General features: G+C 38.3%; 15 protein-coding genes, 1 tRNA gene, 1 rRNA gene, 1 other RNA gene and 1 other annotated feature. Of the genes, 4 read left to right on the forward strand and 14 right to left on the reverse strand.

The window, feature by feature from the left end; all coding sequences use genetic code 11:
• Nucleotides 1–365: 365 nt before the first annotated feature.
• From DZB84_RS24155 to tadA, 7 genes are all read right to left on the reverse strand, one after another.
• On the reverse strand, nucleotides 366–632 hold the full coding sequence (locus DZB84_RS24155; RefSeq protein ID WP_116354843.1) for a pro-sigmaK processing inhibitor BofA family protein: 267 nt from the start codon (nucleotides 630–632) through the stop codon (nucleotides 366–368).
• Nucleotides 633–777: 145 nt separating this feature from the next.
• On the reverse strand, nucleotides 778–990 hold the full coding sequence (locus DZB84_RS24160; RefSeq protein WP_116354844.1) for a YaaL family protein: 213 nt from the start codon (nucleotides 988–990) through the stop codon (nucleotides 778–780).
• A gap of 10 nt (nucleotides 991–1,000) precedes the next feature.
• Nucleotides 1,001–1,597, reverse strand: coding sequence for a recombination mediator RecR (gene recR / locus DZB84_RS24165; RefSeq protein WP_116354845.1), 597 nt, complete (start codon nucleotides 1,595–1,597; stop codon nucleotides 1,001–1,003).
• A gap of 28 nt (nucleotides 1,598–1,625) precedes the next feature.
• Nucleotides 1,626–1,946 carry a YbaB/EbfC family nucleoid-associated protein gene (locus DZB84_RS24170; protein WP_116354857.1) on the reverse strand — a complete coding sequence of 107 codons (321 nt, stop codon included), beginning with the start codon at nucleotides 1,944–1,946 and terminating at the stop codon, nucleotides 1,626–1,628.
• Nucleotides 1,947–1,977: 31 nt separating this feature from the next.
• Nucleotides 1,978–3,669: a DNA polymerase III subunit gamma/tau gene (dnaX, locus tag DZB84_RS24175; protein ID WP_116354846.1), complete on the reverse strand. Its 1,692-nt coding sequence runs from the start codon at nucleotides 3,667–3,669 to the stop codon at nucleotides 1,978–1,980.
• A gap of 140 nt (nucleotides 3,670–3,809) precedes the next feature.
• An RNA gene (gene ffs / locus DZB84_RS24180) (signal recognition particle sRNA large type) lies at nucleotides 3,810–4,074 on the reverse strand.
• Between the two features lie 95 nt (nucleotides 4,075–4,169).
• Entirely contained in the window at nucleotides 4,170–4,661 is a 492-nt protein-coding gene (gene tadA / locus DZB84_RS24185; protein WP_116354847.1) for a tRNA adenosine(34) deaminase TadA, read from the reverse strand.
• A 116-nt stretch (nucleotides 4,662–4,777) separates the two neighbouring features.
• Here tadA and DZB84_RS24190 point away from each other — a divergent pair, with 116 nt between their 5' ends.
• The 3 genes from DZB84_RS24190 (at nucleotide 4,778) to DZB84_RS24200 (ending at nucleotide 7,804) form a co-directional block, all read left to right on the forward strand.
• A complete protein-coding gene (locus tag DZB84_RS24190; RefSeq protein ID WP_116354848.1) occupies nucleotides 4,778–6,064 on the forward strand; it encodes a glycoside hydrolase family 18 protein in 1,287 nt (428 codons plus the stop codon).
• A 428-nt stretch (nucleotides 6,065–6,492) separates the two neighbouring features.
• Nucleotides 6,493–7,149: a deoxynucleoside kinase gene (locus DZB84_RS24195; RefSeq protein WP_116354849.1), complete on the forward strand. Its 657-nt coding sequence runs from the start codon at nucleotides 6,493–6,495 to the stop codon at nucleotides 7,147–7,149.
• Complete coding sequence (locus DZB84_RS24200) at nucleotides 7,136–7,804, forward strand: deoxynucleoside kinase (RefSeq protein WP_116354850.1); 669 nt, start codon at nucleotides 7,136–7,138, stop codon at nucleotides 7,802–7,804. The genes DZB84_RS24195 and DZB84_RS24200 overlap by 14 nt, the downstream gene beginning before the upstream one ends.
• Before the next feature lie 141 nt (nucleotides 7,805–7,945).
• Here DZB84_RS24200 and DZB84_RS24205 read toward each other — a convergent pair.
• The 6 genes from DZB84_RS24205 to guaB form a co-directional block, all read right to left on the reverse strand.
• Nucleotides 7,946–8,038, reverse strand: a tRNA-Ser gene (locus tag DZB84_RS24205).
• 105 nt (nucleotides 8,039–8,143) lie between these two features.
• On the reverse strand, nucleotides 8,144–9,427 hold the full coding sequence (gene serS / locus DZB84_RS24210; RefSeq protein WP_116354851.1) for a serine--tRNA ligase: 1,284 nt from the start codon (nucleotides 9,425–9,427) through the stop codon (nucleotides 8,144–8,146).
• 136 nt (nucleotides 9,428–9,563) lie between these two features.
• Nucleotides 9,564–9,781 (reverse strand) — a binding site (T-box leader).
• A 39-nt stretch (nucleotides 9,782–9,820) separates the two neighbouring features.
• On the reverse strand, nucleotides 9,821–10,411 hold the full coding sequence (gene pdxT / locus DZB84_RS24215) for a pyridoxal 5'-phosphate synthase glutaminase subunit PdxT (protein ID WP_116354852.1): 591 nt from the start codon (nucleotides 10,409–10,411) through the stop codon (nucleotides 9,821–9,823).
• A gap of 18 nt (nucleotides 10,412–10,429) precedes the next feature.
• Entirely contained in the window at nucleotides 10,430–11,314 is an 885-nt protein-coding gene (pdxS, locus tag DZB84_RS24220) for a pyridoxal 5'-phosphate synthase lyase subunit PdxS (RefSeq protein WP_116354853.1), read from the reverse strand.
• A 219-nt stretch (nucleotides 11,315–11,533) separates the two neighbouring features.
• Nucleotides 11,534–12,883, reverse strand: coding sequence for a D-alanyl-D-alanine carboxypeptidase family protein (locus DZB84_RS24225; protein ID WP_116354854.1), 1,350 nt, complete (start codon nucleotides 12,881–12,883; stop codon nucleotides 11,534–11,536).
• A gap of 136 nt (nucleotides 12,884–13,019) precedes the next feature.
• A complete protein-coding gene (gene guaB / locus DZB84_RS24230; protein ID WP_116354855.1) occupies nucleotides 13,020–14,486 on the reverse strand; it encodes an IMP dehydrogenase in 1,467 nt (488 codons plus the stop codon).
• A 160-nt stretch (nucleotides 14,487–14,646) separates the two neighbouring features.
• On the opposite strand from guaB, the gene DZB84_RS24235 reads away from it, so the two are divergent.
• Nucleotides 14,647–15,639, forward strand: a complete 993-nt coding sequence (locus DZB84_RS24235) for a YaaC family protein (RefSeq protein WP_116354856.1) — start codon at nucleotides 14,647–14,649, stop codon at nucleotides 15,637–15,639.
• Between the two features lie 437 nt (nucleotides 15,640–16,076).
• Here the strand turns inward: DZB84_RS24235 and rrf are convergent.
• Nucleotides 16,077–16,167, reverse strand: a 5S ribosomal RNA gene (gene rrf / locus DZB84_RS24240); the annotation flags it as partial.

Below are 16,167 nucleotides of genomic sequence, written 5' to 3' on the forward strand. Positions count from 1 at the left end.
CACGCCGCCAGCGTTCATCCTGAGCCAGGATCAAACTCTCCAATAAGAGTATTGATTGCTCAATAAGTTTGTTACTTAGAATTAACGTTGACGCTTGTATTGTGTTCAGTTTTCAAAGAACTTTTTTGACTCGCCTCTCAGAAGCGACTTTATTAATATAACATCCTCACAAAAATAAGTCAACCATTTTTTAAAATATTTTCTTATTCATTTGGTATTCCCTGTGAGAAATATAAATATACACCCGCTTAAGTAGAATGTCAATAAATTATACTAAAATAATTTTAAAAACAATCAACTACTCTTTCCTTAATAACTTACGTACCCTTACCAAATAAAAAAACAAATGATACCCATTTGTTTTTTTATCCTATAATAAATAAATCTATAATGACGAGTGCAGCTAAACCTGGAAGACCGAGTAGACCAGAAACAGCAGATGTAACTAGATTAATTGGAACATGCAAATCAAATGAAGCTCCAAATGCATTTAAGAAAAATAAAAACAACGCTCCAATTAGAACTTTAACAAATACTTGTCCTACTAGTCGTATGGGCTTTAGAGGAGCTCCCATTAGAAGTACAAGTACGATCAATCCTCCCAGTATAGATATAACAATCTTTGGTTCCAATCAAACTTCACTCCTTCGCACAACTTGTACTACTATTCTATGTGGGTGAAGGGTTTTAAGAACCTCTTGTCCTATTTTTATTTAGCAACCTCTATTAACAAAAAATCCCACCTTAGGACTCACATTCCCCTTGGTAGGATTTATTTTATAGAAATACTTTTCGCCTTTTTGCTTCCCTTAATAAAAAGAAGTATTTTGTTTCCGCTACTTTTAGTTCGTTTAAAATGTCATCAGAAGGTTCAATACTTTTTTCAATGAGGTTTTTCTGTCTCATCCATTCCTTCTTTGCAATTTCCAACTGAGTAAAGAGCTTTTGGTTAAATTCATTTCGAAGTTTTCCCTTCTTTTTAAAAAGCATAAAAGACCTCCTATAGTTCACGACGTCCTTCAAGCGCCTTCGATAGTGTTACTTCATCAGCATACTCTAAATCTCCACCAACAGGTAAGCCATGTGCGATTCTTGTAATTTTAATTCCTGTTGGTTTTAGCAGACGGGAAATATACATAGCAGTAGCTTCCCCTTCAATGTTCGGATTAGTCGCTAAAATAATTTCTTGTACTGTATCATCCTGAAGTCTTTTGAGTAATTCAGGTATTTTGATATCCTCCGGCCCTATACCATCCATTGGCGATATAGCTCCATGTAACACATGGTATAAACCATTATATTCCTTCATCTTTTCCATCGCGATAACATCTTTTGGATCTTGAAGTACACAGATAACGGTTTTATCACGACGTTCATCTTCACAAATGTAACATGGATCTCTATCTGTTATATGCCCACAATTAGAGCAATATGTGAGGTTTCGTTTCGCATTGACAAGTGCCTTTGCAAAATCAAGTACGACATCCTCTTTCATATTTAATACAAAAAAAGCCAGACGCACGGCCGTTTTAGGTCCGATACCTGGCAATTTCATAAAGCTATCTATTAGCTTAGATATTGGTTCAGGATAATGCATATCTATCTAAGTCCTTTCAAACCGACGATTAGAACGGTAGGTTCATTCCTTTTGTAAATTGACCCATTGTTTCATTTGTAAGGTCTTCGATTTTCTTTAAAGCATCATTGGTCGCTGCTAAAACAAGGTCCTGAAGCATTTCGATATCTTCTGGGTCTACCACTTCTTCTTTAATGATGACATCAATAATTTCTTTTTGGCCGTTTGCTTTTACAGTGACCATGCCACCACCAGCAGTTCCTTCAATTACCTTTTCAGCAAGTTCCTCTTGTGCCTTTTGCATATCCTTTTGCATTTTCTGCATTTGTTTCATCATTTTTTGCATATTTCCCATTCCGCCACCACGCATCATGTTCATTTCCTCCTTAAAATTACTCTTATTATTCCTTTATTTCAATGAGTTCTGAACCGACGATTTTCATCGCTTCTGCAATAAGAGGGTCTTCAGTATCCTCTGGTCTTTCATCATCATCATCAGTTCGTTGCCCACGGATAAACTCTTCTCTAATTTTACCCCATTCATCATCTGGTACACCAATCATTTCAAATCTATGTCCAGTTAATCCAGAAAGAATATTTTCGAGATTTTCTTTTACTTCCGGATTTTCAGATGCCATTTTACAATGGATTTCGTATTTAAATTTTAACACAAAAGCATTGGTAGAAGCAGCAACAGGCTCACTTTCGATTAAAAGGGCTGCGTGCGATACTTTGTTTTGAGTGCGAAGCTGGTCTAGCATATCGCCCCATTTTCCTTTTAATAAGTCAAGATTTTGTCTTGTTGCACTCTTTAATACCTCATTAATTCTCCCAACTGGTGTCCTATAGCCATTTCTTGATGACTTTTGAGGACGTTTCTCGGCTAACTTGGCATCCTGTGGATGGGCTACCACACCTTTTTCTTTAATAGCTGTAAGTTCAGATTCTAACCTATTTATTTTATTCATCAAGCCTTCAATCTGTGGCAATGACTCTAGAGATTGCTGTTGCTCCATTTGGGTAAGCTTCACAATCGCTACTTCTAGAAAAATTCTAGGATGATTCGTCCACTTCATCTCTTGTTGCGCTTGATTTAAAATATCAATGGTTTCGTAAATTTCAGACCCTTGTATACTTTTTGCAAGTTCAGTAAAGTCTTCATCGACTAAGACCCGCTCCAATACTTCTTCTAACTGAGGGGCAGTTTGATATAAAAGCATATCCCTATAGTAAAAGATGATATCTTCAATAAAGCGCATTGGATCTTTCCCATGGTCCATCATTTCATCCAATGTCTTTAGAGCCGTTCGAACATCACGGTCGCGAATTGCTCTAACCACATTCGTTAAAAAGGATTGCGAAACAGCTCCCGTAATCGTTAGAACATCCTCAAGCTTTACCTCTTCATCACTAAACGAAATCGCTTGGTCTAGTAAGCTTAAGGCATCCCGCATTCCACCTTCAGCCGCTCTTGCAATTACATAAAGAGCTTGTTCATCAACTTTTACATCTTGTTCAGCTATAATTGTTTTCATTCGTCCGACGATTGCTTGTGTGGTAATGCGACGAAAATCGAAGCGTTGACATCTAGAAATAATCGTTAATGGAATTTTATGTGGTTCAGTCGTTGCTAAAATAAAAATAACATGTCGTGGAGGTTCCTCCAATGTTTTCAGCAAGGCATTAAATGCTCCAATTGAAAGCATATGAACTTCATCAATGATGTAAACCTTATACCGTACTGCGCTTGGAGCATACTTCACTTTATCACGAATATCCCTGATTTCATCGACACCGTTATTCGATGCAGCATCGATTTCAATCACATCAGCAATCGAGCCGTCTGTAATTCCTTTACATGCCGCACACTCATTACATGGTTCAGCTGTAGGAGAGTGCTCACAGTTTACTGCTTTCGCAAAGATTTTCGCAGCACTTGTTTTTCCTGTTCCCCTAGGTCCTGAAAAAAGATAGGCGTGTGAAAACTTCTCTTGAAGAAGGGCATTCTGCAGGGTCTTCGTAATATGTTCTTGTCCCACCACATCATGAAATGCCTGTGGTCGAAAGACACGATATAATGCTTGATATGCCATTGGTTTTGCCCCTCCTTCTTATCGTCCATTTCCTATTATACAGGAAGTGAATATTCTGTACAAAGTGATTATACCATTATGAAAAATAAATAATAAAAAAACCCACCCGAATGAGTGAGTTGATTTATGTAGTATAACTGCCGTGCACCTTCCGTCGAATAGTTACCCCAGGCGTTACTCAAGCAGTTAGCTCGGTCCAGGCAACCCTACGGCACATGGGAGAGTCCGCTTACTGCTGCTTCCTTCCGGACCTGACAGGGTTCACGGGTTCCCATTGCGTAGGACCCAGACGTCAACACCACTTACTTGAGTCAGACCCTACAATAACTACCCTCTATGAAGGGATTCGGCCTCGCTAGAGCGGATTGCGAGTACAGGGCACCGCTACCTCCCCGCTTAGCACGGCAAAATTGATACCAAATTGTTAGGTGTCTTTGTGACACATCCTTAGTATAAAGGCTTAGCCAAAAAAAATCAATCAATACCAACTGTAAGTTTTTTCAAGTTGTACCAGTCGACGTTTTCTTTCCTTCTTTCTTCTTCCTTCTGATCTCTTTAAAAAATGCGCTTAACAGCTGTCCGCACTCTTCTTCACAGACACCTGAAATAACTTCTGCTTGATGATTAAATCTTTGTTCCTGTAAAAGATTCATTAAAGTTCCTGCACATCCGCCTTTCGGATCCTTTGCACCGTATACAACCCTTTTCACCCGCGATAATACAATCGCTCCTGAACACATTGCACATGGTTCAAGCGTGACATACAAAGTTGCATTCTCTAATCTCCAAAAACCGGTATGTTTACATGCTGCATCAATTGCAAGTAACTCTGCATGTGCAATTGAACGCTGCTGTGTTTCACGAAGATTATGGGTTGCGGCAATCACTTCGTCATTTATAACTAGGACGGCACCTATAGGTACTTCATCTATAGCTGCTGCCCTTTTTGCTTCTTCAATCGCTAATTTCATATAATACTCATCAGACTTCATCGGATTAAATACTCCCTTACATGGCAATTAGGCACTTTAACCAAGCATCATCTTCCCTTTTCTCTCATAGAGTAATAAAGGTGTGTTATCTAGATTGTAGAATGAGGAGGTCAAACATGCAAATTCATGTTGTAGAACAGGGACAATCCATATCAGGAATTGCACAAGCATATGGTACAACGGCCGATGAAATTGTTCGTGCAAATCAAATTCCTGAACCTAATAACTTAGTGGTCGGTCAGGCTATGGTTATCCCGATTGTTGGTCAGTTTTACTGGGTGCAACCTGGTGATAGTCTTTGGTCCATTGCCAATAAATTTGGAATTAATTATCAGCAATTAGCACAAATTAACCAAATTCCACCTAATCGACCACTACAAGTTGGACTTAGAATCTATATTCCCGAACGTCCGAAGCGAAACGCAGAAATCAATGCTTATATTGAACCATTAGGATCTTCAGTAAGTCCCGCTCTTGAAAGAAGCGCACGACAAGCAGCTCCATATTTAACATACTTAGCCCCTTTTAATTTTCAAATACAACGAGACGGCACTTTAAAGGAACCACCACTGAACAATTTACCAAGCATCGCAAAAGGACAAAATGTGACATTAATGATGGTTGTTGCAAATTTAGAAAATGGTCAATTTAGTGATGAATTAGGCAAACTAGTCCTTAATAATGAAGCTATCCAAAATAAGCTCTTAAATACGATCGTACAAACGGCAAAGAAATACGGTTTCCGAGATATTCATTTTGATATGGAATTTTTACGCCCTGAAGACCGCGAAGCCTATAACAACTTTTTACGAAAAGCGAAGCAGCGCTTTGGTCAAGAAGGCTGGCTTCTTTCAACAGCACTTGCTCCCAAAACCAGTGCCGAGCAAAAAGGAGATTGGTATGAAGCCCATGACTATAAAGCACATGGTGAAATTGTCGACTTTGTCGTCATCATGACGTATGAATGGGGATATAGCGGCGGACCACCGATGGCGGTATCACCAATTGGCCCTGTTCGAGAGGTTCTTGAATATGCCATTTCTGAAATGCCAGCATCTAAAATTATGATGGGGCAAAACCTCTATGGCTATGATTGGACATTGCCATTTGTACAAGGTGGACAATACGCCAAGGCAGTAAGCCCGCAGCGAGCAATTGAAATCGCAAAGCAAAATAATGTTCCAATTCAATATGACACAAAAGCACAAGCACCTCATTTTGACTATACAGACTCAGCCGGAAAGCAGCATAAAGTATGGTTTGAAGATGCAAGAAGTATCCAAGCAAAGTTTGATTTAATTAAGGAATTAAATTTACGAGGAATTAGTTATTGGAAGCTTGGACTTCCATTCCCACAAAACTGGCTTTTGATTACAAGTAATTTTAATGTTGTAAAAAGATAGAACCCCTAAAAGGAGCTCGACTACTCGAGTTCCTTTTTTGATTTAACGGAGCCAAAACTTAAGCGCTACATTGTGATAACCTCAAATTTTCCCAATTTGTTTTTTCGACAATACCTAACAATCTTCATCGTACCTATGATAAAATAATCCTTATCTGTGCAATTTAACTTTATTCAACACAAGTTCCTTTTGGACATAAGAATGCAACTATATATACAAATATGCGCGGTATTTAAGTTATAACTGAATAAAGTTAAAGCCTCCGGCGGATGCCGCGATTTTTCATAGGAAACTTTTCGAGACGTAAGTTCAGAGACTAAAAGAGCCACTTCCTGTGGCAACGTCTTTATGACCCACATCCTGTGGGGCTAAAAATCGTGCGCAAATACGCCAAGGCGCATTTGATTAGATAAAAAGGGGGACACGAGATGGGTAGTAGGATTCCTTTTGTTACTGTAGAGGGTCCAATCGGTGTTGGAAAAACCTCTCTCGCTAAGGCGATTTCAGAACGCTTTGAATTTGCCTTACTTAAAGAGATAGTCGATGAAAATCCATTTTTGGGGAAATTTTATACCGATATTGATGAGTGGAGCTTTCAAACAGAAATGTTTTTCCTCTGTAACCGATATAAACAACTTGAAGACATTAATCATTTTTTCCTACAAAAAGATCAACCGGTTGTTGCGGATTATCATATATTCAAAAACCTAATATTCGCTGAACGTACATTGAAAACACATCAGTTTCAAAAGTATCTTCAGATTTACAAAATTTTAACGGCAGATATGCCTGTTCCGAATGTCGTAATCTATTTACATGCAAGTCTTGATACTTTATTAGAGCGGATTGAAATGCGTGGTAGGGACATTGAAAAAAATATAGATCCTGCATACTTAAGTCAATTAAGCCGTGATTATGAGGAATTCATGACACAGTTCGAAAAATCCCATCCAGACATTCCTGTCATTCGATTTAATGGGGACCAAATTGACTTTGTCCAAAATAAAGAAGACCTTAATCAAATTCTATCAAAAATAGATGACATCATTCTTGAAAAAGGAGTTAGACATAATGAATTTGCGTAATAAATATGATATCCCTAGTAATGCAGTAATTACCGTTGCTGGAACCGTTGGCGTGGGGAAATCTACCATGACAAAGGCCTTGGCCGATGCCCTTGGATTTAGAACCTCTTTTGAAAAAGTAGATACAAATCCATATTTAGATCGGTTCTATGCTGATTTTGAAAGATGGAGCTTCCACCTTCAAATCTATTTCCTTGCTGAACGTTTTAAAGAGCAAAAGAAAATCTTCGAATATGGCGGAGGATTTATCCAAGATCGTTCCATCTATGAAGATACAGGCATTTTTGCAAGAATGCATTACGAAAAGGGAACAATGGCACCTGTAGACTATGAAACCTATACCAACCTCTTTGATGCAATGGTGATGACACCTTATTTCCCTCATCCGAATTTATTAATTTATCTTGAAGGTAGTCTTGATGATATTATTAGTCGAATTCATGAACGTGGAAGACCAATGGAGCAGCAAACACCCATTTCCTATTGGGAAGAAATGCACGGTCGATATGAAAAATGGATCAATAATTTTAATGCTTGCCCAGTTCTTCGTCTAAACATTAATGAGTACGATATTATGAAGGATGGAAGTTCGATTGAACCGATTATCGCGAAAATATCAAGTTTCATTAGACAAACGGAACTTTTAAAAAGCTAAAAAAGACCCCTTTTGAGTGACAATCTCAAAAGGGGTTCTTTTTTGATTATACTTATTTATATAAAAAGCAAAAAACTCGTTACCATGATAGTAACGAGTTCATCTCCAATACTTTATGCGCTAGTATTAATTTCAATAATATGGCGGAGGAAGAGGGATTCGAACCCCCGCGGGCTTTAACACCCCTGTCGGTTTTCAAGACCGATCCCTTCAGCCGGACTTGGGTATTCCTCCGTATCGACAAAAATTAATATACCATAGTTCAAAAGTGGATGTCAACATTATTTAATAATTTTTTTATAGGCCAGGATAGTGGAAAATCCTGGCCATTTCCTTTTGTTACTTTTTCGGACCGATTACTTCCTTATTTCCCATATATGGACGTAATACTTCAGGAATGATGACTGTACCGTCTTCCTGTTGGTAATTTTCTAAGATCGCAGCTACAGTTCGACCAATTGCAAGTCCAGAACCATTTAATGTGTGAACATGTTCTGGCTTAGAATCTCTGTCGCGACGGAAGCGTATATTTGCACGTCTTGCTTGGAAAGCTTCAAAGTTACTACAAGAAGAAATTTCACGGTACGTTTCATAGCTTGGAATCCATACTTCAATGTCATATTTCTTTGCAGCCGTGAATCCTAGATCAGCACTACACATGCTTAAAACACGATATGGAAGACCGAGTAGTTGAAGTACTTTTTCAGCATTCGCTGTTAGGCTTTCAAGTTCTGCGTAAGAGTCTTCTGGTTTAACAAACTTCACCAACTCCACTTTATTAAATTGATGTTGGCGGATCAAGCCTCTTGTATCTCTTCCTGCAGAACCCGCTTCAGAGCGGAAGCAAGCACTAAATGCTGCATACTTAATTGGTAGTTCTGCGCCACTCAAGATTTCATCACGGTGAAGATTCGTAACCGGAACCTCTGCAGTTGGAATTAAGAAATAGTCTTCACTTTCAATGAGGAATGCATCCTCTTCAAACTTTGGAAGCTGGCCTGTTCCAGTCATACTTGCACGGTTCACTAAATATGGAGGGATGACTTCCTCATACCCATGCTCCTCCACATGTAGGTCTAACATAAAGTTAAATAATGCCCTTTCTAATCTAGCTCCAAGCCCCTTATAAAATACAAAACGGCTCCCAGTTACCTTTCCTGCACGTTCGAAGTCTAAAATCTGAAGTTGATCAGCAACTTCCCAGTGTGGCTTTGGTTCAAAACCAAATTCGGGGAGTTCACCCCACTTGCGAATTTCAACGTTGTCATCTTCAGATTCACCAATAGGCACACTTTCATGAGGAATGTTTGGTATAGATAACATGAGATGTTCTAATTGTTCCTCGACACCCCTTAATTCCGTATCCAATTCCTTGATTTGATCTCCTACCTCACGCATTTCCAAAATAAGAGCGTCAGCATCCTTTTTCTCTTTTTTTAAAGCAGCAATTTGGCCAGAGACCTCATTCCTACGGCTCTTTAGCTCTTCAGTTCTCGTAATAAGCCCACGGCGTGTCTGGTCCAATTCTTCAAAACGACCAAGGTCCGTTAAATCCTCACCACGATATTGAAGTCTTTCCTTTACCTCATTAAAATGGCTTCGTAAATATTTAATATCTAACATCACTAAAACCTCCTAAAATCTATGTAGTAAATAACGTAAAAACGAAACCCTCCCAGTGACTGTCTAGAATCAAGCCAACGAAGAAATTCGCTGCTTATCGACAGCTAAACGGCAAATAAAAAACTCCCGCCCCTAAAAAAGGGACGAGAGTTAACCCGCGTTACCACCCTAGTTGAGGATACATGTATCCCCCTCTTGAAAAAGATAACGGATTTACCGAAAATACCTACTAAAAAACATACGGTTCAGTATTTCACTCAAGGATGGATTCACAAGTCTTTTTCATCGGTTCACACCAGCCACCGACTCTCTTAAGAAAAAAAACAAGTTACTTTTTCCTATCATAGATTTTTCATTTATTATTTATCTTAAGTTTTACCATGTTTTGATTGTTTATACAAGGTTTTTCGCTTTTGATTCTTCGACCATCTTTACAAAATACGCAGTAAAACGATGATCATCTGTTAATTCTGGATGGAAAGAACAGCCTAAAAATTGCCCTTCGCGCGCTGCCACAATTCTACCATCATGTTTTGCAAGGACCTCAACGTTTTCTCCCGCTTCTACAATATGTGGTGCACGAATAAACACACCTACAAAATCCTCAGCAATTCCAGGAATCATTAACTCTGCTTCGAAACTCTCACGTTGACGACCAAATGAATTTCGCTCAACCGCTACATCCATCAGCCCAAGATGAGGCTCTTTATAATCAACTAGCTTCTTTGCTAGAAGGATTAACCCTGCACACGTACCAAACATCGGTTTTCCTTGTGCTGCAAATGTACGAAGTGGTTCCATAAAATGATATTTATCAATTAAACGGCGCATTGTAGTGCTTTCCCCACCAGGGATAATCAATCCATCAATTTCTTCAAGCTGTTCTATTTTTTTTACAATCACTGCTTCTGCTCCAGAGGCTTCTACTGAACGAACATGTTCCCTTACAGCCCCCTGCAGCCCTAAAACGCCAATTTTAACCACGACTGAACACCTTCTATCTTACCAGCCTCGTTCTTGCATGCGTTGGTCTGGTAATAATGATGAAATTTCAATACCCTTCATAGCATTTCCTAAACCTTTTGATAGATGGGCAATTAATTCGTAATCTTGATAATGTGTAGTTGCTTCAACAATTGCACGAGCAAATTTTGCAGGGTTGTCTGATTTAAAAATACCAGAACCTACAAACACACCATCAGCACCGAGTTGCATCATTAAAGCAGCATCTGCTGGAGTTGCAACACCACCTGCTGCAAAGTTAACAACTGGTAGGCGTCCTTCTTGTTTGATTTGAAGTAATAATTCAAATGGTGCTCCTAAATTTTTCGCTTCTGTCATCAATTCATCTTCGCTCATACCGACAACCTTGCGAATTTGAGCATTTACTTTTCTCATATGACGTACTGCTTCGACGATATTTCCTGTTCCAGGCTCACCCTTTGTACGAAGCATGGATGCACCTTCAGCAATACGTCGAGTTGCTTCACCTAAATCACGGCATCCACATACAAATGGAACAGTGAAATCACGTTTATTTAAATGGAACTCCTCATCTGCTGGAGTTAATACTTCACTCTCATCAATATAGTCAACACCCATAGCCTCTAATACCCTTGCTTCTACGATATGACCAATACGAGCTTTTGCCATAACAGGAATAGTAACAGCATTCATTACTTGCTCAACTATTGTTGGGTCTGCCATTCTAGCTACTCCACCTGCTGCACGAATATCAGCTGGAACTCGTTCTAATGCCATTACTGCCACAGCACCCGCTTCCTCAGCTATTCTAGCTTGCTCTGCATTCACAACGTCCATAATGACGCCGCCTTTTTGCATTTCAGCCATTCCTCGTTTTACTCGCTCTGTACCTGTATTTGCCACTACGATTCCCCCTATTAGATGTTAATTTAGCTTATTATTTATAGGCTTTATCATATCATATTTTGATAGATAATATATAAATGCCCATTAAAAAAATCTTAAGATTATTCTAACGCAATTTTTCTATATTTCCTAGTAATTATATCAAAATAGTACACAGTGGAAGAAATTGAAAAAACCTCCCTCTATAAATAGAAGGAGGATGTTACCAATTTAAGCTTAGAACCAGCCTTTTACGGTATTCGCTACACTTGACCAAATATCACCAAAGAAGCCACCGATTCCTCTCATCATGAGCACAAACCAATTTGTCTTCTCAACACCTTTATCTGTTACAAGTGCAACCTGTAATTTATCACCGCCGCCTGATGTGATATATCCTAAATCATCACCATCATAGGAAACAGCCATATGCCCGACCTTTGTTCCCTCTTTAAATGGTGCTGTTATCTCTTTGTCTTTTGAAACAACCTTTTTATCAAACACATACTTTGCTTTAAATGCTGACTTATCAACACCCTTTGGAACAATAATTCTCACAGGTGCTTCAGTTGAAATTTCTACTTCTTTTTCTTTTCCTTTAACAACCTTTAAATCTTTATTACCCTTTAATTGGTAGCCTTCAGGGTAAACTTCAATTTGCTCAAAATTATTAAAACCGTAATCTAACAGTTTACTTGTTTCTTTGAAACGTTCAGGTTCACTAGTAGCACCCATTACTACAGAAATTAATCTTTTCCCATTTCGTTCAGCTGTTCCAGTGAAACAATAACCAGCTGCAGGTGTAGTACCTGTTTTTAACCCATCCATTCCTTCATAATAGAATTGAGCTAGGTATGGAGAAACACTTGGATCATGCTTTAACATCCAGTTCCAGTTATCAAGTTTTTCACCATAGAAATCAAGTTGTGGGATACTTGAAATATCCAATACATGAGGATAATCCCGAATTAATGAATAGGCTAATAATGCTACAGATCTTGCAGAAAGCATATTATCACCATCTGGACTTGTTCCTTCAGGATAATTGTCGCCTAACATAGAATTCGATAGCCCCGTACTATTTACAAACTCATAGTCAGGAAGGCCTAATTCTTCTGCCTTTTTATTCATTAACTTTACAAATTCACCCTCAGTACCAGCTAGTAATTCTGCTAATGTAATCGTTGTTGCATTATCAGAGTAAATCGCCATTGCTTTATAAAGTTCTTCTACCGTATAATCGTGATTTAATCGTAAGCCAACACCTGAAAAGTTATTATTCGCAGATATATCATAGGCATACTGGCTAATTTGAGTCGTTTGATCCCATGAAAGTCTACCTTCATCAATAGCCTCCAATACTAAGTATTCGGTCATCATTTTAACCATACTTGCAATTGGTGCTGCTTGACCGGCATTTTTTTCATATAGGATCTTACCTGTAGTTGCATCTATCAATATTGCATTTTTTACATTTATATCAAGAGCAGGAGCCGCCTTTGCCGGAGGTACTTGCCCCACAATTAGCGATAGCAAAAAGACTGCTATAAAACTTAAAATCAATCTTTTTTGTGTTTGTTTTTTCACGTTTTAAACCTCCACTTTCGTATTACACACAAAAATCATTTTAACACATCAGCATCAAAAAAAATAGACAGAGTACATGACTCTATCTACCTTAATATAAAAATCCTACCAATGGATTATATTGTCGGAATTTAGCTTATAATGTTGAATAGTTTGGTGCTTCTTTTGTAATTTGAACATCATGTGGATGACTCTCACGTAATCCTGCACCTGTCATTTTAATAAATTGAGCATTCTCTCTTAGCTCTTCTAGATTCTTTGTACCACAGTACCCCATACCTGAACGAATACCGCCAATTAACTGATAGATTGTATCTGTAAGTGGTCCTTTGTATGGAAGACGTCCTTCAATACCTTCAGGAACAAATTTCTTTGCATCCTCTTGGAAGTAACGATCTTTACTTCCTTTTTCCATTGCAGCAACAGAACCCATACCGCGATATACCTTAAAACGACGACCTTGGAAGATCTCCGTTTCACCTGGGCTTTCGGATACACCTGCAAGTAAGCTACCAAGCATAACTACGTGTCCTCCTGCAGCTAATGCCTTTACAATGTCACCAGAGAATTTAATACCACCATCCGCAATAATCGAAACACCATGTTTTCTTGCTTCTGTTGCACAATCATAAATAGCTGTAATCTGAGGAACACCAACACCTGCAACAACACGTGTTGTACAAATAGAACCCGGTCCAATTCCAACCTTTACAACACTAGCACCAGCTTCAATTAGAGCTCTAGTTGCTTCAGCAGTAGCCACATTACCCGCAATAATATTTAGGTTTGGATACTCGTTTCGAATCTTTTTAACTGTTTCAAGAACACCTGCTGAGTGACCATGTGCTGTATCAACAACAATTGCATCAACTCCAGCTTCTACAAGCTTAGCAACACGAGGCGCCGTATCTTTTGATACGCCAACAGCTGCTCCAACTAATAAACGTCCCTGTGCATCCTTTGCGGAATTTGGAAATTCAATTACTTTTTCAATATCCTTAATCGTAATAAGTCCTTTTAATACACCACTCTCATCAACAAGTGGAAGTTTTTCAATTTTATATTTCTGTAAAATCTTTTCTGCCTGTTCTAAAGTCGTACCAACAGGGGCAGTCACGAGATTTTCCTTTGTCATGACATCGGAAATTAAAATGGAATAATCTTGAATAAAACGAAGGTCACGATTGGTAATAATACCAACCAAGATTTGCTCTTGTGGATTATTTACAATTGGGACACCAGAGATACGGTATTTCCCCATTAAATGCTCTGCATCAAATACTTGATGACTTGGAGTAAGGAAAAATGGATCGGTAATAACGCCACTTTCTGAACGCTTCACTTTATCAACCTGCTCAGCTTGTTGCTCGATAGACATATTCTTATGAATGATTCCTAATCCACCTTGGCGTGCCATTGCAATTGCCATTTCGTGCTCAGTAACAGTATCCATACCAGCACTAATAATAGGGATATTTAATTTGAGCGTCTCTGTTAACTTAACCCCAAGATTTACATCTTTAGGTAATACTTCTGACTTCGCCGGTAATAGTAATACATCATCAAATGTTAAACCTTCTTTAGCAAACTTCGTTTCCCACATGTAATAAATCCCCCTTCGATTGAAAAATATTATTAGTAGATTATCAACTGGGTAAACTACTGTCAAGAAAGGAATGATAAGTTTAATTATTCTGAGTTTTTCATTATTAGCTTACCCTTAGTCTTGCACTTTCTTTTGCTTGTTATTGGAGGTTTCGAATTTGTTGGATTATCGTTTTATTTGGCAATCATTTAATGCACTACATGCTGCAAATACTACTCAACATGTACTTCAAAAATGCTATGAAAAAGCTGCTGTCCCCGATGCTGAGAAAAAAAGTTATGAAAACAGCTATCCATTTATATATTATTTGGAGCATGGTCAAAATTACTATCAACTTTCTCAAAATGCTCCACTATCGATTAAGCCCGTTCTTCTTTTTTACGGCATGGTACAGTTGTTGAAGGCTTGCCTTCTTACCGTTGATCCTCAGTATCCAGAATCAACCTCTGTACTGGCCCATGGAGTCTCAACTAGAAAACGAAAAAAGCAAAGCTATGAGTTTTTCCATGATGAAGTGAAGGTCCAAAAAAACGGATTGTTTTCACATTTTTCTGAACGTATGTTTCATGTGAAACAGATGGAAGGCGAAAAGTTCACAATGGAACAGCTATTTAAAAGAATTCCTGAATTACAAAATTTGTTTAGTTTACACTTTCAACAACATTGCTATTTTGAAACACCTGTAATTGATGGAAAAATGCTTGTCATTCCGACAGAAGCATTAGATAGTTATCACATGACATCACGGAGATTCCTGGATTTCATTGCACACACATTACCCTTTTCAACTTCTCAAAGTAATGAAGAAACAAATCGAGAAAATCGTAATCCTATCTCATTAAAGATAAATACAACAAACTTTCCTTTGCCACTGGCAAGCTCTCCACTTTTATATCATTTATATGAAAACACCTATTATTTGCCAAAGGAGCGTGAACTATTAACGTTCTTCCCAGAAATCATGACGCATTATTTATTACTGTACAATTTAAGTATGATATCAAGATATGAAACAGAGTGGTGGAGCGAGTTGCTTCATTCATACTCTAGCAATGATTATCCGTTTATAAGACAGTTTCTAGCAGTTTCAGCAGACAAAGTACCTTTTCTACTTTATCTTTTTTTAAAGGAGAAAATTGATGGGGTTTGAAAGCTTAGTATGTATATTGCAGTTGTAATCCAGAGAAGACACTAGGTTTTGAACAAATGAATTAACTGGGATAGATATGAGGTATACCGTTTAGGCATTTTGGGGTTGAACGGTATACCATTTACTATATTGCAATTGGGTGCCTCTTTATGGCGTTCGTTGGGTTATCGTTACAAATCTTTACCGTTTATTAAAAATGATACCTAAATAAACTTGTTCATGGGCTTGCTTTACCTATTCCTTCATTACGAATACAAAGGTGGAACGTTTAATCCTTTTTCGTTCCCACTTCCGTCTTTGCATTCCTAAAAGTAGAACGATTCCACACCTAGCGTTACTCTTTCCCATATAACATCTACCAAATTAGATATGTCCTGCTAATTTCTCTCAAAAAAAACAACAAAAAAAGACCAACCATATTGGCTGATCTTGTGTGTGCCTAGCGACGTCCTACTCTCACAGGGACAAAGTCCCAACTACCATCGGCGCTGAAGAGCTTAACTTCCGTGTTCGGTATGGGAACGGGTG

Source organism: Bacillus sp. HNG, assembly GCF_003400205.1.
In the GTDB taxonomy this organism is placed as follows: Bacteria; Bacillota; Bacilli; order Bacillales; family Bacillaceae_L; genus Ferdinandcohnia.